Genomic DNA, 22,515 nt, shown 5'->3' with positions numbered 1-22,515 from the left:
ATTTGCCCGGCCAACGCGTGCCCTTGGCGCGAGTTGCAACCGATCACCGGCGATGGAGCAACGATAGCCCTGCGCTAATAATCCTTCGACACGCGCACATTGACGCTTTGCCGCCCGATCGTCGAAACCGATGCAAGTAGCGAAAGCCAGCGGGTGATCTGAAACTCCGTTCGGGTCGCCGAATAGCCCTGCCCGTCCGAAATGATCTCCACATAGGTGCGCCGGGTGAGATATTTGCCCGCCGCCAGCGCGGTGGACTGCCCCGTCTGCGCATCGGCGGGAAGGATGCGAAGCCGGTCGAGGCCCGCCGCGCGGCGCACCGCGTTGATCGGGTCAAGCCCACCGCCGCCATTTTGCAACGCCGCGACCGCGCTCGCCAGCTGCAGCGCCTCCGGCGCCGACAGATTGGTGATCGACGTGCCGAACAACAGCCGTGAAAGCAGCTCGTCCTCGGGAAGCGCGGGCGTGCTGGTAAAGCTGATTTCCGGCTTGGAAGAGGTGCCGGTCACGCGGATCGTGGCGTTAACATCGTCGGTATCGGCATCGGCCGAGATGTCCAGCGCCGGATCGGGCGGCACGGCACCGCTGAAACGGATAATGCCGCGATCGAGATCGAAGGTGCGTCCGGCAAAATCATAATCGCCGCGGATCAGGTCGGCGCGACCGGTAATGGCGGGGTTCGTCGGTTCACCACCGATATGCAGGTCCGCCGACCATTCGCTGTCCAGCCCCAGTCCGCGCACCATCATCGCCCCCTTGGCGCGCGCATTCACATCCAGCTTCCACGGGCGATCCGGTGTCTCTTCGACATCCGTACCGTAGGGCAGGTTGATTTCGTGCGTTTCGATCTGCGGAATTTCGGTCGCCGCCGTCGCCCGGCCAAGCTGATAGCGGCTGCTCACCAGTCGGATATCGCCCGAGATCTGCCCCCCCGATCCGGACGAACGAATGCGCAGCGGGCCGGTGACGACCGCCGCAATGTCATCGCGGTCGATCAGCCGCGCCTTTTCGGCCTGAACCGAAAGGTCGATGCCGACGCCGCGCGCGCGAGAAAATTCGAAACCGCCCGATCCGCTGACCTTACCATCATGTCCGTCATCGGCGGAAAATTTGTCGAGGATCAGCCGCGATCCGTCAAAGCGCCCGCTTGCCGCGACATCGGCAAGCACCGTACCGGTTGCCGCGCTTTGAATCCGCGCCGAACTGGTGTTCAGCGATCCGCGGATGCGCGGGTCATTCAGCGTGCCCGAAAGGTCGGCACCGATCGCCACCGGGCCGGTCAGGTCGAACAGTTCGATCCCGCTCAACCGCCACAGCGTGTCCGCCGGGCCATCATAGCGCAACTGCGCGAACATCGGCGCGCTGCTCAACTGCTCGATCAGGCTGCCCGCGCCTTGCGGATTCAGGCGGATCTGACCGCGCCCGATCGTTTTCCCGCTGCTCACCGCCACCGCGCGCGCCGCCGCCTTGCCCGGTTGCAACAGCGCGCCAACACCAAGATCGACCGGGGTGGAGGACAGCACCAGACCTGACCGGGTCAATCCGCGCACGGTCACATTCGCCTTCCCGGTCGGTCCTGCCTCTCCCGCCGCATAATGCAGCGTGCCCGACGCCGTTCCGCCCAGCCCCAATCCGGGATAGCCGATATCGAGCACCGACAGCGGCATTTTGGTCAACGATGCGTCAAAGCTGGTGGCGTCGCCCCCGAAACTGCCCGACACATGCGCTTCGCCGCCTGCAAAGGCGATACCGGTGCGCGCCAGATGCCAGCCATTCTCGTCATGGCTGATCTGCGCGGGGTTACTGAGCCGGATGGGTTTGCCGTCCAGCGTGCCCTGCGCGCCGAAGCGATAGTGGTCGGGATGGATTTCCGTCTGCGTCTGTATTTCAAAACTGCGCCCGCGACTGCCAGCCAGCGAAGCGCGAAGCGTACCGTCCCCGCCGCGCAGCGTCACATTGCCCGCCAGCCGCTCCAGCATCAGGCCATGGCTGCGCACGCCGCGCGCAACGGCCGTGGCATCGACATGCGTGCCTTCGGGGTCGAGCAGCAGGTCGAAATCGGTCTTTCCGCGCGCCACGCCGATATCGCCGCCCAGCCGCGCATCGCGCGCGCGGATCGTGCCGGTAATCCGCTGCATGTCCGATTGCACGCCAAGCGTCAGTCCACCCGACAGGCCGCCGCCCGCCACCTTCAACTCCCCGGCGAAGCCGCCATCGACGATGTCCAGCGTCCCCTGTGCTTCGGTGCCGCTGACCGCCAGCCGACGGATCGCGATCTGCGCCGTGCCGCCGGACGGCAGCAGAATGTCGCCGCCGATGGCGAATGGCCCCAGACGCGATTCCCCCGCCCCGGTAAAGGCAAAGCCCTGATCGGTGGGTTCGAGATGCGTGGTGACATCGTTCAGCCCCAGCGCATCATTGGGATGATCGAAATGGATATCCAGCGTCGGATGGTCGATCTTCCCGTCCAGCGTCACGGTCAACGGGCCGTAATCCTGATGCTCGCCGCGCGCCTCGATATGGAAAGTGCCGTCGCGCCTGCGATAGCCATTGCCGCGCAGGTGGAGCGCGGGCGAGGTAAGTTCGAGACCGGTGAAGTGCAGCACCATGTCCGGCCCGCGCTCCAGATGCGTGGTGATGCGGGGCAGCCCTTTCATCAGCGAGCGGAAAAATCCATTGTCGAGCCGGATCATCCGCGCGCTGCCCCGCCCGGCAACACGAATGCCGCCGCCGGGAACGGGCGTGGCGGTAAGGTCCGAATCAACCTCGACGATGCCAAGTCCCGGGATCAGATAGCGGTGCAGCCCGCCCGCCATCGATGCTTCGAACCGGCCGGTCTTCAGGTCGACAAACAGCATCAACCTGCCGCTCAGCTTGTCCGATCGTACGCGAAGGCCGTTGCCGGTCAGCCGGTCGCCCGTCACTTGCAGCGCGCCCTCGACCGACAGGTTGCGCAATATGCCGCCCGCCACATCGCCCACCCCGGTTACCCGGGCCGCGCTTAGGCTTAGCGGAACCGTAACCGGCGGATCGGAAAGCCTGCCCTGCCCTGCCGCGCGCACGCGTTCGAACCCGGTATCGCCGACCGCGAACCGCTCAGCCTCTACCCGGTAATCGAAATGCGCAGTATCGAACGGCCCGTCGAGGATCGTGCGTATCTCCACGCCCCGCCCCGCCGTGCCGGGGAACAGCGCCGCGACCCGGCGAAGCTGCGCACGCACGCGAACGTTGCGGTACAGCGACTTGCCCAGATCGATCGTCCCGCTGCTTTCGATGCGGATCGCGGCGGAATCCAGGTCGAGTGTACCCGCCAGCCGGCGATTGGCCAGCGTCGCCTTGCCGCGAACGGTCAGTTTCGGCGCGGAAAGCCGCTGCACCTTGCCCTTGGTGATCGTTTGCAGGTCCAGCGTGCCGGACAGGCCATATTCACCCGCCCGGTTGCCGATGCGCAAATCGACGACGCGTGTATCGCCCGCCACCATCCGCGCCGCACCTGCCCAGCGCTGCCACGTCCCGTCGCCACCGATGCGCAGCGCCATCGGCTTGGCGATGCCGGTCAGCTTTGCCAGCATGCCCTTCGCGCTGCCGCTCGCCGCCACATCGATATCGAAGCGGTTATCGTCGGGCGCAGCGTCGATTTTGGCCAGCACCCGGTCGCTGCCGTCGATCCGCGCGACCAGATCGATCAGCGCCCGGCCCGAACGGACATCGGCGGCCGCGGTCAGCCGTCCCTGACGCCGGGTGCCAAGCAATTTTTCATCGATGGTCAGCGTTTCAATCGCGAAACGTCCGATCCGGATATCGAATCCCGGGAGGATAGGCCCGTTCCGCCCGGTTTTTTCCAGTTCGGGCAGCTTGTAAAGCGTCGCGCGCGGCGCAACCAGCCGCTGGATCGACAACCGGTTGTCAAGCCAGGCAAGCGGCGTCCAGTCGAGCTTTACCACCGGCGCGCGCAGGACCACGCCCTTCGCATCGGAAATGGTGAGGTCGCTGATCCGGGCGTTCGAATATAGCGATCCGTCGATCCGCCCGACCGTGAACCGCAATCCGTTTGCCGGTTTCAGCGCGGCGATCCGGTCGGCGACGAAGCGATGGCCGATATCGGTGTCGAGCAGCGCCGCTGCGGCGACCAGCAGCGTCGCGAGCAAAATGACTGTCGCCACGCCGCGCCGGACCCAGCGCAACCGCCCGCGACGCCGACGGAGCGGCTGTTCTTCCTCTTCGCCCGGAACCGGTTCGGGTTCGTCGGTCAAAATGCCTGTCCCAGCGAAACATATACCGCGATGCGCGGATCGCCCGATTGCGGGTTCAGCGGCGTGCCGACATCGACCCGGATCGGGCCGAAGCTGGAATAATAACGCACGCCCAGCCCGGTGCCGAAGCGAAGGTTCGAGAGGGTCGGGATAACGTCGGTATAGATGTTACCGGCATCAAGGAACGGCACGACCCCGAAATTGCCGAAAACCCGTACCCGCGCCTCGATCGAAAATTCGGCAAGGCTGCGGCCGCCGATCGGATCGTTGTTGGGGTCGCGCGGCCCGATATCCTGATAGCCATAGCCGCGCACCGACGCGCCGCCGCCGGCATAGAAACGCCGCGAGGGGGCAACCGCATCGCGCGGCGCGCCGACAATGGTGCCCAGCCGCGTCCGTTCGGCAAGCACCAGCCGGTCCGACAGCGGCTGATAGGCGCTTGCGTCGAACTGAACGCGGGTATAGCCGAACGCGCTACCCGACAGCGACAGTTCGGGCGAAATGCGCCCACCCAGCCGGAACCCGCGCGTCGGATTGAGCAGGTCGTCCGACCCGTCATAGGTGAGCGTTCCGGGAAGCGCAGCGATGAAATAGGTCCGCTCGCGCGGTTCGCCGGTCGATACGATGACGTCGCGTTCGTTGCTGGCGAGCAGTTCCGCACCGAGCGACCAGGTCCATTTCTTCTGGAAAAAAATGTTGGTCTGCCGCTCCAGCGACCCCGATATCTGAAGCGTTCGAGCCTCGTACGCATCGCGGTCGACATGCGTCGCCGCGACCTGAGCGGTGAGCACCCGGTCGCGCCCGGCGACATTGTGACGCGTGAAGATCACATTGGCGAGCTGTTCGCGCGTGCCAAGCACGCCGCGCAGCGTCAACGCGCCCTCCGGCGGGAACAGGTTGCGATGGGTCCAGCTCGCCTCCGCGCGCGCGCCCTCGCCTGTGCCATATCCCAGCTCGCCCGCGATGGTGCGTGGCGGGGCCGGCTCCATGGCAACGTTCAGGTCGACCTGGTCGCTGCTCTCCCCCTCGACCGGCGTAATCCGGACGGAGGAAACCAGTCCGGTCTGGATGATCGCGCGGCGCAGGTCATCGACCTTTTCCTCGTCATACACGTCGCCGGGATCGAACCGCGCAATCGCCTGAACATGGTCGGCGCCGAACACGCCGTTGTCGGGCGTGATAATCTTGCCAAAGGCGCGGTTCCCGCCGGGACTGATGTTCAGCGCAAGCGTGGCGGTGCCGCTCGAATGATCGACGGTCAGTTGCGGATCGGAGACTTTGGCAAAGGGGAAACCGGTGTCGTGGATACGCTCGCGCAGCGCGGTGGTCGCAGCATCAATCCGGTCGGCATCGACGGGGTCGCCGGCGTTCAGACCGAACGCCTTTCGCAGGTCGTCCTCATGGCTGCCGGTATCAGCGATTCCGGCAAGCTGCACCTGCCCGAAGGTATAGCGTCGCCGCGGATCGACGTGCAGCACCACCGCCGGCTCGGCCTGTTGCTGGTCGACCTCCACCACGACATCGGCATCATAATAGCCTGCCGCGCGCAGCAATTCCTTCAATAGGTCGGCATCCTGACCGGCGCGGCGGTCAAGCTGGGCCGGACTCGCCGGGTCGCCGTGATGCTGGGCAAGCGCGGAAAGCGATTCGAAGCGTTCGCGAATCCGGTCCGCCTCGACATCGTCCAGCCCGTCGATCCGATAGCTGTAGCGGGTTTCGGCACCGGTCATGCGCGGGCCGGTCGCCACAGGCTCCGGCGCTTCCTGCGACAAATCGGGCCATTCGACCCCCAGATCGGGCATCGCGTCGAGCGGCGACGTCGGATCGAGCGAGCGATCCTGCGACGCAGCCGCGGATTGCGACGCAGTTTGGCCATGCGCGGCAATCGGCTGAAAAAGCAGCAAGATACCGGCGCCGGCTGTCCCGGCCCGCCGGGGAACCGGGCGATACATGGGCACCGTCCTAGCCCGAGTCATGGGCGCCGCACAATCGCCTACCGCCTTGCCCGGACATACCGGTTTCTCAATGCATCGTGCCGGTGGCGCGATCCGCCGCAACCCCTGCCATGCGCCGTTCGATCGGATGCCATGCCAGCCGAACCATTGGGGCGTGCTGGCATCGACAGGCGGGACATGCGAAGAGAAGCGATCATGTCCGCCAAAGATCCGAAATCCAATCCCGTCGCCGGGGGGGCACCGCTGGCAATCGCCATTCTGGGCGGCGCGATAATCGGCCTTGCGCTGGGTCAGCCGGTCGCGGGCGCGGTGATCGGTGTGGGCGTCGGGGCGATGATCGCACTTGCCATCTACCTTTTCGATCGCAGGCGCACTCGCTGATCAGCCCGGTACGCGGCCCAGCCAGGCGACGCGGCCGATCACATCGACTGCCGACACCGGTTGCGGCCTGATCGGGGGATAGGCAGGATTATCGCTGGCGATGGCGATCCGATCCCCGGCGCGCGACAACCGCTTGACCATCAGCACACCCTCCAGCCGCAACACGAACAACGCCGGGCGCTTGCCGATCACGCGCGATGCGCGGTCGACCAGAATCTCGTCGCCATGTTCCAGCGTCGGCGACATCGAATCGCCGGTGACGCCGATCACCGTCGCATCGGCGGGCCGAATACCCAGAAAGCGCAGCAGCGCGGGATCGAATTGCCGCCCGCGCGCATCGTCCTCCTGAGCAAGCAAGCTGCCCGCACCGGCTGCGGCGGCGACATCGAGCAGCGGCACAGTCACACCGGGCGATAGCGTTTCACGCCCGCCGAGCCGCGTTTCGGGCACGCCGAAATAGCCGGCAAGCGCGCGCCGGTCGGATTCGGCAAGCATGCGCGGGCTGCCCCGACGCACATATTGCTGAAGATAGGCATCGTTGCGCCCGATCATGCGCGACAGGGCGGCATAGCTTTCGCCATGTTCGACGACCAGCGCATCGAGCGCGGCCCGGGGATCACTGTTTTCCACGCCCGCACTCTATCCATAGGAAATATCCTAGACAAGTAGGATTTCAAGGAACAGACAAAGAACATCATTGGTCGAATCGAGGGGAAAACGAAACGTGATGGCCTTGCTTTGGAAAATCGAATGCTATTTGCGCCGCACCGACATGCCGCCCAGCAAGTTCGGACGGCTCGCGGTGGGCGACCCTCGGCTGGTGCATGATCTGCGCAACGGGCGCGAGCCGCGCCAGTCGATGGTCGAACGTGTGGAATCCTTCATGGAACGCCATGCGGAGCCGCGTCGATGAGCCGCGGTCCCGACGCCGCGACGCTGCTTGAACGCGCGCTGCTTCGTTCCGCCGCCGAGGCGGGGTGCGACCCGGCGCTGATTGGCGCAGATTGGGAGCGCTGGGCAAGCGTGACCTTCACCGGCGCGCGCCACACCATAACGCTTTCGCTGTGCACAGACGAAGCGGGTCGCGACTGGCTTGTCGCGCTGCCCGACGCCGATTTTCCGCTAAGCGGTCACCTCGTTGCCGACCTCGCGATCGATCATGTTCATTTTGAGGGAGAGCGCAAAATCGTCCGGCTTCAGGCGCTCACCGTGGAAGATCGTTGATCAGCCGCCGACCGCCATCCTGCGCAGATCGTCGAGCGTGCTGGTCAGCCCCGCCCCGTAAGCGCGGCTGCGCGCCCGGTCGGCACTTCCCGAATCGCGCCGGGCGATCCCGCGCTCCAGCCGATCGAGCAGCGCGTGGACACTCGCGTCGGTTTCGGGCGCGGTCATCGGGAAACAGGCCTCCTCCGCCGCTTTCCCGCTCAGTGCATAGGCGGCGGGAATCGGAGTCGGCTGCGAAGCGGAACGAGGTGGCGGCATCAGTTCGAAGGTTTCGAACCGGTCGCCGATATCGAAGGTCTGCGGACGGCTGAGCGGCTTGATCGGTTCGGGAGGCGCGCGCGGACAATCAGGCACCGAATCGGGATCGAAATCGGCAAGCCGCTGATTAAGGTCGACCGGCACGTCCTGCGCTTCGGGGCGCGGCGGCGCGGGCCGTTCGCTCATCGGCAGCGACTCGCCCTCGGCGTCGGTCCATAGTGCCTCGCTGGGTACCGGCGGTTCATCGCCGGCAAACCCGCCCGAAAACCCGTCTTCAAGATCGCGCGACACGCGCAGCGGTTCGCGGAAAGGCGCATCGGGATGCGCGTCGGCGCGGCGATAGGCCGGTGCCTTGCCCTGCGCTTCCCGGCCCGAATTCAACATCGCAAACGCGCCGATCGCGAAAAAGGCGGCGGCGGCCAGCGCCACGGCGGCCGCCAGCGCCAGCGCGGCGCGAGCCGTCGCACCCAGCGGCGGCGCGGCGGCAGGAATCAGCGCCGGAATACCGCTGTGCATGATCGCGTGTTCGACCACCGGCTGCGGCAACGCGATCACCGCCAGCGCCGCGACGCATCCGGCAGCGACCGGCAGCAGTGCCGCGATGGGCGGCCTGGCGAAGGAATGGAAGGGATGCGCAGTCATAACATTTCCGTTTCGCTGACTTTTATAAAAGCGATTGGTAAACGGGTTGATAACGAGAAATATTTGACGACCAGCTACGCTCTCGCTCGACATAAGCACGCGCCACATCGCGGCGCTCGTCCCACATTGCCCGGTCGGCGAATATATCGGCGAGCGCGCGGGCCATGGCGGCGGGTTTTCCGGGCGGGAACAGCGTTCCCGTCTCCCCGTCGCGGATTAATTCGCGATGCCCGCCGACATCCGATGCGGCGACCAGCCTGCGCTGCGCCATCGCTTCCAACGGTTTGAGCGGTGTGACCAGTTCGGTCAGGCGCATCCGCTTGCGTGGATATACCAGAATGTCGATCAGGCCGTAATAGCGTTCGACTCTGTCATGCGGCACGCGTCCGGTGAAATGAATATGCGCGCGTGCATCCGACGCTTCCGCCGCACGGCGCAGCGCCGCTTCGGCCGGGCCGCCGCCGACCAGCACCAGATGCGCATCGGGCCGTCTCGCCACCAGCACCGGCATCGCGGCAATCAGGTCGTCCAGCCCTTCATAGTCATAGAAGCTGCCGATAAAGCCGATCACCTCGGCACCATGGATTCCCAGCTCGCGCGCCAAGGCGGCGTCGCAGGGCGCGGGATCGCCGAACAGATGCATATCGACGCCATTGGGCGACAGCATGATTCTGGCAGGATCGACGCCGCGCGCGATAAGGTCGTCGCGAAGCCCCTCGCAAATCACCGCGACCGCGCCCGCCCGCTTCACCGCCCGCGTTTCCAGCGCATGGGTAAGGCGGTATTTTGCCGATCCCTCGCGCCCGGTGCCGATCCCGACCGCGGCGTCCTCCCAGAAAGCGCGTATTTCGTACAGCCAGGGCAGGCCATGGCGTTTCGCCGCCCTTTCGGCGGCCAACGCGTCGAGCACCGGCGAATGGGCGTGCAGGATATCGGGCCGGAACGCCTCGATCGCACTGTCGATTCGTCGCGCAAAAGCGTTCACTTCCCGCCATTCGGAGATGCCCGCGCGCCGTACTGGCGGCGTCGGCGTGCGATAGAAATCCAGCCCGTCAAAGCGTTCGCACGCTGCCTCGGCTTCGCCGGCTTCGTTCTGACGCGGACCGGTTACCCCCGCAACCGTCCAGCCATGTGCAATCTGCGCCTTCAGGATCGCACGGGTTCGAAAGCTGTAACCGCTGTGCAGCGGCAGCGAATGGTCGAGGACGTGGAGGATTCGCATCGTGGCCGTCGCCTTGCCATGAAAGTGTTTAACGCGCCGTCAACTTGCCCTGTTTAGACAGTGTCGGCGACGCGCGGGGAACGCCCCGCAGCGTCCGCAACCATCAAGGCGAAGCGCGCAAGACGATGATCGACAATTTCTCGCTCGGCCTCACCCATGGCCTGCTGATGCTGGCGGCGTGGCTGCTCCTGCGCCGCGACGATCTCGATTCCGAACCCGGCCCGCAGGACGATGCCGACGCGCCGCGCAAAGGGCGGTGGGGCGGCAAGCGTGCGTGACCTTGCCTTTATCGGCTTTCTGGCGGCGCTGTTCGGCATGGGCTTTCGCCGCCCGTTCCTGTTCGTGCTCGCATACGTCTATATCGACATCGTATCGCCCCAGCGGCTGACCTATTTCCTGCTCAATTCGATTCCGGTCTCGCTGCTCGCCGCCGCCTGCGCGGTCGCCGGCTGGATCGCCTTTGACGACAAGCGCGACACCCGGCTTGCCCCACGCCAGTTCCTGATGGCGCTGTTGCTGCTATATTGCTGGTACACCACGATCCATGCCGATTTCCCGCTTGCCGCGCCCGATAAATGGGACTGGGTGTGGAAGGCGCTTGCCTTCGCGATTTTCCTGCCGCTCACGCTACGCACCCGGTTGCGGATAGAGGCGCTGCTGACCTTCATGGTGATTTCCGCCGCGTCGATCATCATCACCGGCGGCATAAAGACGCTCGGTTCGGGCGGCGGCTATGGCCAGCTCGACCTGATGATCAGCAACAATTCGGGGTTGTACGAAGGGTCGACCATTTCCACCGTCGCCATCGCGATCATCCCGCTGATCCTGTGGTTCCCGAAATATGGCACCATCTTCGCCCGCGACTGGAAGGTGAAGCTGTTCTGCTATGCGCTGGTCTTCGCCTGCCTGCTGATCCCGGTCGGCACCTCCACCCGGACGGGGTTGTTGTGCATCGTCCTGCTGTTCTTCCTGATGCTGCGCGATGCGAAGCGGCGGCTGCTCTATCTTTCCGGGGCCGCCGTGCTTGGCCTTGCCGCGACCCCCTTCCTGCCCAGCGCCTTCACCCAGCGGATGGAAACGATCAAAAGCTATCAGGGAGATGAAAGCGCCTCGACCCGGCTCGCAGTGTGGAAATGGACGATCGATTACGCGAAGAAACACCCGATGGGCGGCGGGTTCGAAGCCTATCGCCAGAACCATATCCGCTATGACACGGTGAAGCTGGAAGGCACGGCAGACAATCGGCAGGTCGACCGGTCGCTGACGGTCGATTCGGCGCGAGCCTATCACAGCGCCTATTTTGAAATGCTGGGCGAACAGGGCTATCCCGGCCTTGCGCTGTGGCTGCTGATCAACGGTATCGGCATCCTGCGCATGGAGGTGCTGCGCCGCCGCTATGCCAGGCCGGCGCAGGGCGAGGAATGGATTTCGCCGCTTGCCAGCGCGCTGGAACATGCGCACCTCATCTATCTTCTCGGCGCGGCGTTCATCGCGATCGCGTTCCAGCCATTCGTCTATATGCTGATCGGCGCGCAGATCGGGCTGGACACCTATCTGGCGCGCAAGCGTAGCGAAACCGCGTGGCGGCCGCTGCGCGCGCGCCGGACCGCGCCCGAAGCCGCGCTGCCATGACCGCCCGGCCCGAACTCAAAGCACTGACCAGCGTGCGCGGGATCGCCGCCTGGTTCGTCGTTCTCTACCATATCCGCCGGTCGATCGACGGGCTGCCCGACTGGGCGCTCGGCATTTTCGCCAAGGGGTATCTGGCGGTCGATTTCTTCTTCCTGCTTTCGGGCTTCGTCATCTGGCTGACCTATGGCGAGCGGCTGCGCAGCGGCGGGGTGCAAGCGGCGGGGTATTTCTGGAAGCGGCGCATCGCGCGGATATGGCCGCTGCATCTGTTCATGCTCGGTTGCGCGCTGGCGCTGGCGCTGGCGCTGCTGCTTACCGCAACCGGGCGGCACGATCCGGCGGAATATCCCTTTGCCGAACTGCCGCTGCACATCTTCCTGCTTCAGGACTGGGGCCTCACCGATGGGCTGAGCTGGAACGATCCCGCCTGGTCGATCTCGGCCGAACTCGCCGCCTATCTGCTCTTCCCGCTGCTCGCGCTGGCGCTCGACTGGCGGCGAATGTCCACCGCGCTGGTAATTTCCGCCGTGGCCGGCTTCGTGCTGCTGCTCCATGGCGCGATGACGATCGGCGGCGCGCCGACGCTGGGGTGGGACATCACCCGCTTCGGCGTTCTGCGCTGCCTGTGCGAATTCGCGGCGGGCACGGCGCTGTGCGCGCTATGGCTTCGCTGGGCGGAGCGGCCGGTAGTGCCAGCCTTGGTTTGCGCCGCGCTGGCGTTGCTGACGGGCGTGACGACACTTGCCGGGCAAATCCCCGAAACGCTCGGCGCGCCGCTCGCCTTCGTCGCCGCGCTACTCTTCCTCGCGCTTAGCTGCGGGATGCGCGGCAACCCGCTCGAAACCGCGCCACTCCATTATCTGGGAGAGGTCAGCTATGCCACCTATCTCGGCCATTTCATCCTGTGGCAGGTCTTCAAACTCGCATTCGTCGACAATGCCTATGCCGTGGCCTGGCCGCTGATCGGGCTGTTCCTGCTATTGACGCTTATGTCCTCGATCGCGTTGTACCATTTGATCGAACGTCCCGCGCAGCGATGGATCAACGCGCTCGGCACCGAACGCAAAGGGGCGAAGCGACCCAAGCCGCTCCGCCCCTGATCTTGGCTTCGCCGCGCGGCGATTCAGGCCGTTTCGGGCACTTTGGCCAGCGCGTTGATGATCGCCTTGTTGAACGCCGGAAGGTCGTCGGGCTTGCGACTGGTGATCAGGTTGCCGTCGACAACGACCTCCTCGTCCACTACGATCGCGCCGGCATTGGCAAGATCGGTGCGCACCGAGGGCCAGCTTGTCGCGCGGCGCCCTTTCACTACATCCGCCTCGATCAGCAGCCACGGCGCATGGCAAATCGCAGCGACCGTTTTATCCTGGTCAAGAAATTCGCGGACGATCTTCACCGCGTCGTCCTGCAAGCGCAATGCATCGGGGTTGCCGACGCCGCCGGGCAGCACCAGCGCGTCATAATCGGCGACGTTCACTTCGCCCAGCGTCATGTCGGGGGTGATCGCCTTGCCGGGATCGGTGTCGCTGACCACGCCCTTGATCTCGTCGGTTTTGATAGAAGCGAGCACGACCTCCGCACCGGCGTCGAGCAATGCCTCACGCGGTTTGAACAATTCGGATTGCTCGAAACCGTCAGTGGCGACGATCAGCACTTTCTTGTTTGAAATATCAGTCATTTAGGGTCTCCATTGGGGGCTGGTTGCTGATCCAAGCGCACCAGCGGCCCCGCGGTTCCGGAACGAAGCGACGAGCCGCGCATTCCAACCGCTGAACGAGGGAGTCGGATGGCGACGAAGCTGCGATATTGCGATGATTCAGGCCCCGGCATCACCCGGCGTAAAACGCGGCACGACGCCTGGAGCTATTGGGACGCGAAAGGCAACCGGATCACCGATCGCGAGGAGATCGACCGGCTGAATGCCATTGCGCTGCCCCCCGCCTATTGCGACGCATGGTTCGCCCCGCATGCCGCATGCCACCTTCAGGCGACGGGCTATGACGACAAGGGGAGAAAGCAATATCGCTATCACGCCGATTTTCGCGAGGCGCGCGAGGCGGAGAAATACGAACGGCTGATCGATTTCGGCAACCGCCTTCCCGCGCTGCGCAAACAGGTCGAATGCGACCTTCGCCGCCATGGGTTGGTGCGCGAACGCGCGGTCGCGGCAGTGGTCCGCCTGCTCGATCTTGGCCATGTCCGGATCGGCAATGAAGGCTATGCAAAGGCGAACAAAAGCTTCGGCGCCACCACGCTTCGCAAGCGCCACGGCACGGTGAAGGGGCGCACGCTGCGCCTGAAATTCACCGCCAAATCGGGAAAGGAGCGGGTGTGCCGCATCACCGACGGATCGCTGGCGCGGTTCGTCAAACGCTGCCACGACCTGCCCGAACAGCATCTGTTCCACTATCTGGACGATGACGGCGAATGCCACCCCGTGACTTCCACCGACGTGAATGATTATATCCATGCCGCGATGGGAGAGGATTTTACCGCCAAGCATTTCCGCACCTGGGGCGCGAGCGTACTCGCGTTCGAGGCACTGGCGACGGCGGAAAAGAAACTCAGCCTGAAATCGATGCTCGAACCGGTAACCCGCGCGCTGGGAAATACGCCGGCAATCGCGCGCAAATCCTATGTCCATCCCCGGCTGATCGATCTGTGCAAGGATGGTCAGCACCGTTTTCGCGATATGCTTCGCCTGCCGCGCACCACGCGCTACCTTACCCGGATAGAGCGCGCGCTGATCGCGTTCCTGAAGGCAGAGGAAGCTGCCCTGACGCAGCCCTTGCCCGAAGCAGCCTGACAGGAGTTTCAATTGTCCAGCAACGCCGCGGCGCCCGCCGCCACGATAAGCAACAAGATCACGTCCGAAGGGGTGAAGGAGCAAGCCGGCTTCCTGTTCGCCGATTCGGGCCGCTGGATCGGGTCGCACTGGCTGCAGATCCTGATCGCCATCGGCATCGCGATCGGCATTTACCTGATCCTCGCCGCAGTAAAGGGATGGGGAAGCAGGCTGCACGATCATGGCGGCGAACGCGGCGGATGGCGCACGCTGCTTGGCCGGACCATCGCAAAGACCGGCAATTTCTTCATGATCATGGTCGCCGCGAAACTGGTGTCGGGCTATGCCGACGCGCCGCCGATGGTGGAAACGACCATCACATTCCTGTTCACGATCGCCGCCGTTTTCCAGGCCGCGGTCTGGGCGCGCGAACTGATCCTTGGCTTTATCGAACATCGCACCGAAGCCGACGATGCGCATGGCGACGCGCTGGGCAGTGCGATGGGCATCATCCGCCTGTTCGTTTCCTTCGCGGTATTCGCAATCGCGCTTGTGGTCGTGCTGGGCAATCTGGGCGTCAATGTCACCGGCCTTGTCGCCGGTCTGGGCGTCGGCGGCATCGCCATCGGCCTTGCCGCGCAAGGGATTTTCGCCGATCTGATCGCCGCGCTTTCGATCATTTTCGACAAGCCGTTCCGCAAGGGCGATTCGGTACATTATGACGGCACATCGGGCTCGATCGAGCGCATCGGGCTGAAATCGACGCGCATCCGCTCGTTCGACGGCGATCAGCGGACGATTTCGAACCGCAACCTGCTCGACAAGGAAATCAGCAACAATACGCGGCGCGACCACCGCCGGCAGAATTTCCCCGTGGGTGTGATTTACCAGACGCCGCCCGATGTGTGTGCGCGCATCCCCGACATGCTGAAGGAAATCGTGGAAGAGCATGAGGCGAGTTTCGTTCGCGCCGGGTTCACCGGCTTTGGTGCGTCGAGCCTCGATTTCGAAGTGATTTTCGACAATGCCGGACCCGATTACGCCGAATTCTATGCCAAGCGCACCGCAATCGGCATCGGCATTCTTCAGCGCTTCAATGATGAGGGCATCGAAATAGCCTATCCGACCCAGATGACCTTTACCGCCAATGCGGCCGGCGAAGCCATCGACCCCTATCCCGCCGACCGCGGCGGCGACGCCGATCAGGCTACCGCCACGACCATCCGCGGTTCGTGACGAAAAAAGGCGGCGGCGCAAGGATGCGACCGCCGCCTTTACTGTTTTTCGTCACGCCCAAACGCATCGGATCGGGAAAATCGTTTCGCCGAACTGCAATATCGGCGCATTATAGCATCCGATCATGGACGCGACTCACTCTTCCCCCATCGGACGCGCGCTCGCGACGGGCGCGGGCGTCATCCTTGTCGGGCTGATCGTCGCGCTCGCCTATCTGTCTATTTTTGCGTGGAAGGCGTGGGACCGGGTGACCCCGAACCGGCGGTAAAGCCGGCACGGCGCCACCCGGCACACCCAATCAGACCTCGCCGGTATCCAGGCTGAGCAGCGAAGCGTTGCCGCCGGCGCTGGTGGTGTCGATCGACACCGCACGTTCGGCGCAGAAGCGTGGCAGGTAATGCGGCCCGCCCGCTTTCGGCCCTGTCCCCGACAGGCCTTCGCCGCCGAACGGCTGATTGCCGACGATCGCGCCGATTTGCGACCGGTTGATGTACATGTTGCCGACCCGTCCCCAGGTCTGCATGATATCCGCCGATTTCTGGATACGGCTGTGCAGCCCCATGGTCAGGCCATAGCCCTTGGCATTTACGCGCTGCACCGTTTCCTTCAACCTGCCCGCCTTCCACGTCGTGACATGGATCAGCGGACCGAACCATTCGCGGTTCAGATCCTCGACCTCGTCGATCGCGATCATCGTCGGCGGCACGAACAGCCCTTCTTCGGGCGCTTCGACCGTCTTGATCCAGCGCGGACGCACCGTCTCGCGATAGCTCATCAGCTTGTCATAGGCGTCCCGGTCGATCACCGGGCCGACATCGGTCGCCGGGTCACCCGGATCGCCCAGATACAGCATGTCCATCGCACCCGACAGCATCGCGATCATCTCGTCCGCCACATCTTCCTGGATGATGAGCATGCGAAGCGCCGAACAGCGCTGTCCCGCCGACTGGAACGCGCTGGTCATTACATCGGCCGCGACCTGTTCGGGAAGTGCGGTCGAATCGACGATCATCGCATTCACCCCGCCGGTTTCGGCGATGAACGGAATGATCGGCCGTTCCTCATCGACCAGCAGGGTCGAGGCAATCCGCTTCGCCGTGCCGATCGAACCGGTAAACGCGACACCGGCGATCCGCGTATCGGCCATCAGTTCGGCGCCGACATCGGCGCCGCCGGTAACCAGCTTCCACGCATCTTCCGGAATACCGCACTGGTGCGCCAGTTCGACGACGCGGCGGGCGATCGTCGGTGTCTGCGGCGCTGGCTTTGCCACCACCGTATTGCCGGTGACCAGCGCCGCCGCATTCTGGCCGACGAAAATCGCCAGCGGGAAATTCCACGGACTGACCGTCGCGAACGTGCCGCGTCCCTCCAGCTTCATCGCGTTATATTCCCCCGTCGGACCGGGCAGGCGAACCGAGGGCATGTCGATCCGAGCGCGATGCGCATAATAGCGGCAGAAATCCGCCGCCTCGCGAACCTCGCTCAGCGCATCCGGGATGGATCGAAAGGCTTCCTTTACCACCAGCCCCATCAGTTCGATGCGGTTGTCCTCAAGCACGTCGGCGAATTTTTCGAGCAGGCCCGCACGCTCCTCGACGGGTCGCAAATCCCATTCGGGATAGGCAGCCTGCGCCGCGGTGATCGCGCCGTGAACGTCCTCGTTAGACGTGCGTGTCGATTCGATGAACGCACGCGACCGCCCGCTGGGATGGTGCGGGTCCTCATGCACCGCATCGGTGCCTTCGGGTTCGAATTCGACCGCGTTCACCTTGCGCGCGGTGTCGATCAGCGTGTCGCGATCGGCAAGATCGATGCCTTGCGAATTCTTCCAATTCTCCATGATGTCGATGGGAAGCGGAATATCAGGCAGCATCGTTCCGCCCACCTGCGCCGTCTTTTCGACCGGATCGGCGAGCAGCGCCTCATCGTCATATTGCTCATCGGCAAGCTGGTTGACGAAGCTTGAATTCGCGCCGTTTTCCAACAGGCGGCGGACGAGATAGGCGAGCAACTCCTTGTGCCCGCCGACCGGCGCATAGATGCGGCAGTGATAGCCCTCATCATGGACCAGCCGGTCGTACAGCCCCTCGCCCATGCCGTGCAGCCGCTGAAATTCGAAGCCGCGCCAGTTCTTGCCATGGCGTTCTTCGGCCCATTCCAGAATGGTGCCGACGGTCAGCGCATTGTGCGTGGCGAAGGCGCAGCCGATATTCTTCGATTCCAGCATGTCCTTGGCGCAGGCAAGATAGCAGGTGTCGGTCGATGCCTTGCGCGTGAAGACCGGATAATCCTCAAGCCCCGCGACCTGGGTGCGCTTGATCTCGGTATCCCAATATGCGCCCTTCACCAGCCGGACGTTCATCGGACGACCAAGCGAATCGGCCCATTCGATCACCGCGCGGGCGCGCTTGCCATAGGCCTGAACCGCAAGGCCATAGCGATGCCAGTCCCTGAATTCGGGCATTTTGCCTACCGCGCCGATCACGTCCAGGCTCATGTCCAGGCGGTCGGCCTCTTCGGCATCGACCGTGATCGCGACATCGTGGCGCATCGCTTCGCGGCACAATTGTTTCAGCCGCTCGGTGATTTCGGGTACGCATTTGTCGTACTGGCTGGTTTCATAGCGCGGGTGCAGCGCCGACAGCTTGATCGACACGGTGTGATCGCGATCGGGTTCACGCCCGACCTTCTGGATCGCGTCCCAGTAGGAATCGTAGAAATCGTCGGCATCTACCTGGGTCCGCGCAGCTTCGCCCAGCATGTCGAAGCTGGCGGTGAAGTCGCGATTTTCCTTTTTGCGCATGCGTTTTTGCGCTTCTTCGATGGTGCGGCCCATCACGAAGACCTCGCCCATCAGGCGCATTGCCGCGCCCACCGCCTGACGAACGAACGGTTCGCCCATGCGGCTGACCAGTTTTTTCACCGCGCCGCCCGCGCCTTCGCCCTCACCGACCATCACGCGGCCAAGAATCAGGCCGAATGTGGCGGAGTTGACGAGCCGCGAATTGGAACTGCGCGAATGCGAACGCCAGTTCGCATCGCCCAGCTTGTCGGAAATCAACAGGTCGGACGTCGTGGCGTCGGGAACGCGCAAATACGCCTCGGCCAGCGTCATCAGCGCCAGCCCCTCCTGCGAATTGAGCTGATATTCGTTCAGGAACTGCGCAACCCAGCTTCGATGCTGAGCGTCGCGGATATCTTCGATCAGGTCTTCGGCGCGGGTAACGATTCGTTTCCGTTCTGACGCATCGAGTCGCGCACGCTCGATCATCGGTTTTAGAACATCGGGTTCGGGGGCCCGATGGAGCTTAGCCATGGTTTTACGGGCCGCGGACGTTACGTCTGTGGTCATATTCCTATCTTTGGTCGGGCGGGGCCTTGCGGGGTGCGCGCGGCCGGGCCTATGGAATGCCGGGACTGAGCAAATTCAGCGCCGACGGGAAAGGGCCAATGAACGCTGTTACTATCGAAGAACTGGCCCAACGCGTCGGAACCACGCGAGTTTCAGACTGGGTAGAAGTGACCCAGCAAATGATCGATCGCTTCGCTGACGCGACCGGCGATCACCAGTTCATCCATGTCGATCCGGAAGCGGCGAAGGAAACCCCCTTTGAAGGCACGATCGCGCACGGCTTCCTTACGCTCTCATTGATGCCGATGCTCGCGGAAATGACCGACGAACCGGCTGTCGAAGGGATCAAGATGGGGGTGAACTATGGTGCGAACAAGGTCCGCTTCCTTACGCCCGTCCCATCTGGTGCACGGGTGCGCGGGCATTTCAAGTTATTGTCATTGACTGAAAAACGCCCCGGCCAGTGGCAGCGAACAGTCGAATACACCGTAGAGATAGAGGGCGAGGAGAAGCCTGCCCTGATCGCCGAATGGATTTCGCAGATATTCGTCTGATGCCGACCCGTCCCGCCCCTCTTCCTCACAGCCAACCGCTTGCGGACTTTTCTGAATTTTTGCCCACCCCCAGGTTTTTCCACTGAAATACATTAGGAAGGATAGCCCAATGCGCTCCGCAGTAATCGTCTCGACCGCCCGTACCGCCATCGGCCGCGCCTATAAAGGTGGGTTCAACGCCACACCCGGCCCCACGCTCGGCAGCTATTCGCTGAAAGCCGCGGTCGAGCGCGCCGGCATCGATGGCGGCGAGGTGCAGGATGTGGTCTGGGGCAGCGCGCTGCAACAGGGCAGCCAAGCCCCCAATATCGCCCGCCTCGCGCTACTTCGCGCAGGCCTTCCCACCTCGGTTCCGGGCATGTCGGTCGACCGGCAATGCGCATCGGGCCTGATGGCGATTGCGACGGCCGCGAAACAGATCATCACCGACAATATGGATATCGCCATCGGCGGCGGTCAGGATTCGATCAGCACGGTCCAGACGCCCGAAATGCGCATCGCGCCCGACAAGGAACTGGTCGCGATGCAGGGCGATACGTACATGACGATGCTGCAAACCGCCGAAATCGTCGCCGAACGCTATGGCATCAGCCGCGAAGCGATGGACGAATATGCGCTCGAATCGCAGCGTCGCACCGCCAACGCGCAGGAAAAGGGCTATTTCGACGACGAGATCGTCCCCGTCACCACGATGATGAACGTGATGGACAAGGAGACGAAGGAAGTCTCGCAAAAGGAAGTCACCATCGCGAAGGACGAGGGCAACCGTCCCGAAACCACGCTGGAAGGCTTGCAGTCGCTCAAACCCGTGGTCGGCCCCGACAAGACGATCACCGCGGGCAATGCCAGCCAGCTTTCGGACGGCTCCTCGGCCAGCGTGCTGATGGAGGAAAAGGTGGCGCAGCAGCGCGGCCTAACCCCGCTCGGCCGTTATGTCGGCATGGCGGTGGCGGGCACGAAGCCCGACGAGATGGGCATCGGCCCGGTCTTCGCGATCCCGAAGCTGCTCGAGCGCTTCAACCTGAAAATGGACGATATCGGCCTGTGGGAACTCAACGAAGCGTTCGCGGTGCAGGTGCTGTATTGCCGCGACAAGCTGGGCATTCCCAATGATCTGCTGAACGTCAATGGCGGGTCGATCTCGATCGGCCATCCCTATGGCATGACCGGCGCACGCTGCACCGGACACGCGTTGATCGAAGGCAAACGCCGCGGCGCAAAATATGTCGTCGTCACAATGTGCGTCGGCGGTGGCATGGGCGCGGCCGGTCTGTTCGAAGTGCTGTAAGCGCGCCAATCCCCTTGGCGAAAGCGAAGGCGGTGGCTTCCATACCGAAGCCGCCGCCTTTTTCTGTTTCGGCATCGCTGCATCTTTCGCACGCAACCCCATTGCGGCTCCGCTCGTTACGATTGCCGAACCGTTTTTATGGGAGTTGATGACCATGGCCGACAAGAAGACCGCCGAACAGGTGAAGCACGATTTCTGGAAGAAGCTGGCCGACAGCCCGTTCGTGATGCTGGGGCTGAAGGACAATCAGCATAGCGAGCCGTTGACCGCGCAACTCGACAAGGATCAGGTCGACACGATCTATTTCTTCGTCGCAAAGGATAATCGCGCGGCCAGGGGCGGACCGGCGATGGTGCAGTTCGTGTCGAAGGGGCATGATTTCTTCGCCTGCATTTCGGGCACGGCAAAGCTGTCCGACGAACCGGGTATGATCGACAAATTGTGGAGCAAACAGGTCGAGGCATGGTTTCCCGGCGGCAAGAACGATCCGAACCTTGCGCTGCTGCGCTTTGACATCGGCACTGCCGAAATGTGGGAGACCGACATTTCGTTAGGCGGGAAGCTGAAAATGCTGTTCGGCGGTACGATCAAGTCGGACGAGATGGGCGAACATGAAATGGTCGCTACCACGCGCGAGGGTACATCGGCCTGACCGTCGCACGGCAGCCCTCCCCTCACTGCCTTCATTAGTCTGCTTGACCGGCCCCATGCCCGCGGCGCAAAGCTGTCGGCCATGGGGCCGTCGCTCGTCCACCGCCTCCATGTCGAGGCCCATGCCGTATGGCTTGCCGTGCGCGATCCGCGTACGCCACTGCCTGCGCGGCTGGTCGGGGTTTTCGTCGCCGCCTACGCGCTGTCGCCGATCGACCTGATCCCCGATTTCATTCCCCTTCTGGGCGTGATCGACGACATCATCCTGATCCCCGCCGGGCTGTGGCTGTTCGAACGGATGGTGCCCGATACGCTGCTTGCCGAACATCGCGCGGTGGCGGAGCGCGAAACGCGCCGCCCGCGCTCCGGGCTGGGGCTGGTCATCGTGCTTGCGATCTGGGCGCTCGTCGCGTGGATCGCCTGGGGCTATGTCGCCACCCGCTGGGATTGACCAGCGGCGCGCAGCAGTCAACCCGGCGGGATAAGGCCGTCGCGAATACCCGCATCGAATTGCGCGCGCAGCGACTGCAACGCGCGTTCGCTTTCATCGGGACGCTGGCGTGCCGACTTGCCCTTTCGCAGCCGTTTGCGATCCTTTTCAGGCGGATCGACGCGCTTTACACGCACCCTGGCATAGCCCTGACGCCGAATGCCCAGTTCTTCCGCCGCGCCGCGCGACAGGTCGATGATCCGCCCGGCGCGGAACGGGCCGCGATCGTTGATCCGCACCAGGATCGTCTTGCCGGTATCCAGCGCGGTAACCTCGACATAGGTCGGCAGCGGCAGCGTCTTGTTGGCGGCGGTGATCCAGTCGGGCCGGAATTTCTCGCCATAGGCGGTCTTGTCGCCCGATTCATTCCCGTACCAGCTGGCATAGCCCAGCACGTCGTAATCAGGCTCGACGCGCGGAACATAGGTCTTGCCCGCAATGTGATACGGCCTGCCGACCTTTACCGGGAAATCGCCGACCGGCTTGTAATCATGCCCGGCGCAGGCGGATGCGAAGATGCCCGCCCCCGTCGCCGCCAATGCTGATCGCCGCAACCCCATGATCCTCTCGCTACCCAAATCGCGGGCCC

Annotated in this window: 21 protein-coding genes; 13 read left to right on the top strand and 8 right to left on the bottom strand. The window is 63.9% G+C overall.

Annotated features, from left to right (window positions below):
* Positions 1–74 precede the first annotated feature (74 nt).
* Together KY084_RS12540 and KY084_RS12535 are read right to left on the bottom strand one after the other, a co-directional pair.
* Entirely contained in the window at positions 75–4,253 is a 4,179-nt protein-coding gene (locus KY084_RS12540) for a translocation/assembly module TamB domain-containing protein (RefSeq protein WP_246587105.1), read from the bottom strand.
* A complete protein-coding gene (locus KY084_RS12535; protein ID WP_425516739.1) occupies positions 4,250–6,229 on the bottom strand; it encodes an autotransporter assembly complex protein TamA in 1,980 nt (659 codons plus the stop codon). The genes KY084_RS12540 and KY084_RS12535 overlap by 4 nt, the downstream gene beginning before the upstream one ends.
* 174 nt (positions 6,230–6,403) lie before the next feature.
* Between KY084_RS12535 and KY084_RS12530 the strand changes: the two genes are divergently transcribed.
* A complete protein-coding gene (locus KY084_RS12530; RefSeq protein WP_219238815.1) occupies positions 6,404–6,589 on the top strand; it encodes a hypothetical protein in 186 nt (61 codons plus the stop codon).
* Here the strand turns inward: KY084_RS12530 and KY084_RS12525 are convergent, their stop codons facing one another.
* Positions 6,590–7,219 carry a S24 family peptidase gene (locus KY084_RS12525; RefSeq protein WP_343228012.1) on the bottom strand — a complete coding sequence of 210 codons (630 nt, stop codon included), beginning with the start codon at positions 7,217–7,219 and terminating at the stop codon, positions 6,590–6,592.
* Between the two features lie 97 nt (positions 7,220–7,316).
* On the opposite strand from KY084_RS12525, the gene KY084_RS12520 reads away from it, so the two are divergent.
* Complete coding sequence (locus tag KY084_RS12520) at positions 7,317–7,502, top strand: hypothetical protein (protein ID WP_219238814.1); 186 nt, start codon at positions 7,317–7,319, stop codon at positions 7,500–7,502.
* Positions 7,499–7,813, top strand: coding sequence for a hypothetical protein (locus KY084_RS12515; RefSeq protein ID WP_219238813.1), 315 nt, complete (start codon positions 7,499–7,501; stop codon positions 7,811–7,813). The genes KY084_RS12520 and KY084_RS12515 overlap by 4 nt, the downstream gene beginning before the upstream one ends.
* On the opposite strand, the gene KY084_RS12510 is transcribed toward KY084_RS12515, so the two are convergent.
* Together KY084_RS12510 and KY084_RS12505 are read right to left on the bottom strand one after the other, a co-directional pair.
* Entirely contained in the window at positions 7,814–8,713 is a 900-nt protein-coding gene (locus tag KY084_RS12510; RefSeq protein WP_219238812.1) for a hypothetical protein, read from the bottom strand. It lies immediately after the preceding gene.
* A gap of 22 nt (positions 8,714–8,735) precedes the next feature.
* On the bottom strand, positions 8,736–9,935 hold the full coding sequence (locus KY084_RS12505; RefSeq protein ID WP_219238811.1) for a TIGR04063 family PEP-CTERM/XrtA system glycosyltransferase: 1,200 nt from the start codon (positions 9,933–9,935) through the stop codon (positions 8,736–8,738).
* Positions 9,936–9,979: 44 nt separating this feature from the next.
* On the opposite strand from KY084_RS12505, the gene KY084_RS12500 reads away from it, so the two are divergent.
* From KY084_RS12500 to KY084_RS12490, 3 genes are read left to right on the top strand one after another with little or no spacing between them, the layout of a single operon-like run.
* Positions 9,980–10,213: a hypothetical protein gene (locus KY084_RS12500; RefSeq protein ID WP_219238886.1), complete on the top strand. Its 234-nt coding sequence runs from the start codon at positions 9,980–9,982 to the stop codon at positions 10,211–10,213.
* The gene (locus tag KY084_RS12495; RefSeq protein WP_219238810.1) at positions 10,206–11,567 is read left to right on the top strand and encodes a putative O-glycosylation ligase, exosortase A system-associated; all 1,362 of its coding nucleotides are present in this window, start codon (positions 10,206–10,208) and stop codon (positions 11,565–11,567) included. The genes KY084_RS12500 and KY084_RS12495 overlap by 8 nt, the downstream gene beginning before the upstream one ends.
* Positions 11,564–12,667 carry an acyltransferase family protein gene (locus KY084_RS12490; protein WP_219238809.1) on the top strand — a complete coding sequence of 368 codons (1,104 nt, stop codon included), beginning with the start codon at positions 11,564–11,566 and terminating at the stop codon, positions 12,665–12,667. Before KY084_RS12495 ends, KY084_RS12490 begins: the two co-directional genes overlap by 4 nt.
* Before the next feature lie 23 nt (positions 12,668–12,690).
* Here the strand turns inward: KY084_RS12490 and KY084_RS12485 are convergent, their stop codons facing one another.
* Positions 12,691–13,245 carry a type 1 glutamine amidotransferase domain-containing protein gene (locus KY084_RS12485; protein WP_219238808.1) on the bottom strand — a complete coding sequence of 185 codons (555 nt, stop codon included), beginning with the start codon at positions 13,243–13,245 and terminating at the stop codon, positions 12,691–12,693.
* A gap of 108 nt (positions 13,246–13,353) precedes the next feature.
* On the opposite strand from KY084_RS12485, the gene KY084_RS12480 reads away from it, so the two are divergent.
* The 3 genes from KY084_RS12480 (at position 13,354) to KY084_RS12470 (ending at position 15,856) form a co-directional block, all read left to right on the top strand.
* The gene (locus tag KY084_RS12480) at positions 13,354–14,373 is read left to right on the top strand and encodes a DNA topoisomerase IB (RefSeq protein WP_219238807.1); all 1,020 of its coding nucleotides are present in this window, start codon (positions 13,354–13,356) and stop codon (positions 14,371–14,373) included.
* A 12-nt stretch (positions 14,374–14,385) separates the two neighbouring features.
* Positions 14,386–15,588 (top strand): mechanosensitive ion channel family protein, encoded by a 1,203-nt coding sequence (locus KY084_RS12475; protein WP_246587104.1) that lies wholly within the window; start codon positions 14,386–14,388, stop codon positions 15,586–15,588.
* A gap of 124 nt (positions 15,589–15,712) precedes the next feature.
* The gene (locus tag KY084_RS12470; protein ID WP_219238806.1) at positions 15,713–15,856 is read left to right on the top strand and encodes a hypothetical protein; all 144 of its coding nucleotides are present in this window, start codon (positions 15,713–15,715) and stop codon (positions 15,854–15,856) included.
* Positions 15,857–15,886: 30 nt separating this feature from the next.
* Here KY084_RS12470 and putA read toward each other — a convergent pair whose 3' ends face one another.
* A complete protein-coding gene (gene putA, locus KY084_RS12465; RefSeq protein WP_219238805.1) occupies positions 15,887–18,943 on the bottom strand; it encodes a bifunctional proline dehydrogenase/L-glutamate gamma-semialdehyde dehydrogenase PutA in 3,057 nt (1,018 codons plus the stop codon).
* 98 nt (positions 18,944–19,041) lie between these two features.
* On the opposite strand from putA, the gene KY084_RS12460 reads away from it, so the two are divergent.
* The 4 genes from KY084_RS12460 (at position 19,042) to KY084_RS12445 (ending at position 21,887) form a co-directional block, all read left to right on the top strand.
* Complete coding sequence (locus tag KY084_RS12460) at positions 19,042–19,497, top strand: MaoC family dehydratase (RefSeq protein WP_219238804.1); 456 nt, start codon at positions 19,042–19,044, stop codon at positions 19,495–19,497.
* A 109-nt stretch (positions 19,498–19,606) separates the two neighbouring features.
* A complete protein-coding gene (locus tag KY084_RS12455; protein WP_219238803.1) occupies positions 19,607–20,785 on the top strand; it encodes an acetyl-CoA C-acyltransferase in 1,179 nt (392 codons plus the stop codon).
* A gap of 154 nt (positions 20,786–20,939) precedes the next feature.
* Positions 20,940–21,437, top strand: coding sequence for a pyridoxamine 5'-phosphate oxidase family protein (locus KY084_RS12450; protein WP_219238802.1), 498 nt, complete (start codon positions 20,940–20,942; stop codon positions 21,435–21,437).
* 81 nt (positions 21,438–21,518) lie between these two features.
* A complete protein-coding gene (locus KY084_RS12445) occupies positions 21,519–21,887 on the top strand; it encodes a YkvA family protein (protein ID WP_219238801.1) in 369 nt (122 codons plus the stop codon).
* Between the two features lie 17 nt (positions 21,888–21,904).
* On the opposite strand, the gene KY084_RS12440 is transcribed toward KY084_RS12445, so the two are convergent.
* Complete coding sequence (locus tag KY084_RS12440; protein WP_219238800.1) at positions 21,905–22,486, bottom strand: septal ring lytic transglycosylase RlpA family protein; 582 nt, start codon at positions 22,484–22,486, stop codon at positions 21,905–21,907.
* Positions 22,487–22,515 lie beyond the last annotated feature (29 nt).

Origin of the sequence: Stakelama flava (assembly GCF_019351405.1) — a bacterium.
Lineage (GTDB): Bacteria > Pseudomonadota > Alphaproteobacteria > Sphingomonadales > Sphingomonadaceae > Sphingomonas > Sphingomonas flava_A.
The sequence above is the reverse complement of the archived record's forward strand: the minus strand, read 5'-3'. Positions and strand labels throughout refer to the sequence as shown.

What these genes read in the sequence shown, in the direction of transcription:
- KY084_RS12535 (WP_425516739.1), bottom strand. Translation starts at nt 6,229, where the DNA reads ATGACTCGGGCTAGGACGGTGCCCATGTATCGCCCGGTTCCCCGGCGG.
- KY084_RS12530 (WP_219238815.1), top strand. Translation starts at nt 6,404, where the DNA reads ATGTCCGCCAAAGATCCGAAATCCAATCCCGTCGCCGGGGGGGCACCG.
- KY084_RS12520 (WP_219238814.1), top strand. Translation starts at nt 7,317, where the DNA reads ATGGCCTTGCTTTGGAAAATCGAATGCTATTTGCGCCGCACCGACATG.
- KY084_RS12515 (WP_219238813.1), top strand. Translation starts at nt 7,499, where the DNA reads ATGAGCCGCGGTCCCGACGCCGCGACGCTGCTTGAACGCGCGCTGCTT.
- KY084_RS12510 (WP_219238812.1), bottom strand. Translation starts at nt 8,713, where the DNA reads ATGACTGCGCATCCCTTCCATTCCTTCGCCAGGCCGCCCATCGCGGCA.
- KY084_RS12505 (WP_219238811.1), bottom strand. Translation starts at nt 9,935, where the DNA reads ATGCGAATCCTCCACGTCCTCGACCATTCGCTGCCGCTGCACAGCGGT.
- KY084_RS12490 (WP_219238809.1), top strand. Translation starts at nt 11,564, where the DNA reads ATGACCGCCCGGCCCGAACTCAAAGCACTGACCAGCGTGCGCGGGATC.
- KY084_RS12485 (WP_219238808.1), bottom strand. Translation starts at nt 13,245, where the DNA reads ATGACTGATATTTCAAACAAGAAAGTGCTGATCGTCGCCACTGACGGT.
- KY084_RS12480 (WP_219238807.1), top strand. Translation starts at nt 13,354, where the DNA reads ATGGCGACGAAGCTGCGATATTGCGATGATTCAGGCCCCGGCATCACC.
- KY084_RS12470 (WP_219238806.1), top strand. Translation starts at nt 15,713, where the DNA reads ATGGACGCGACTCACTCTTCCCCCATCGGACGCGCGCTCGCGACGGGC.
- putA (WP_219238805.1), bottom strand. Translation starts at nt 18,943, where the DNA reads ATGACCACAGACGTAACGTCCGCGGCCCGTAAAACCATGGCTAAGCTC.
- KY084_RS12460 (WP_219238804.1), top strand. Translation starts at nt 19,042, where the DNA reads ATGAACGCTGTTACTATCGAAGAACTGGCCCAACGCGTCGGAACCACG.
- KY084_RS12455 (WP_219238803.1), top strand. Translation starts at nt 19,607, where the DNA reads ATGCGCTCCGCAGTAATCGTCTCGACCGCCCGTACCGCCATCGGCCGC.
- KY084_RS12450 (WP_219238802.1), top strand. Translation starts at nt 20,940, where the DNA reads ATGGCCGACAAGAAGACCGCCGAACAGGTGAAGCACGATTTCTGGAAG.
- KY084_RS12445 (WP_219238801.1), top strand. Translation starts at nt 21,519, where the DNA reads ATGGGGCCGTCGCTCGTCCACCGCCTCCATGTCGAGGCCCATGCCGTA.
- KY084_RS12440 (WP_219238800.1), bottom strand. Translation starts at nt 22,486, where the DNA reads ATGGGGTTGCGGCGATCAGCATTGGCGGCGACGGGGGCGGGCATCTTC.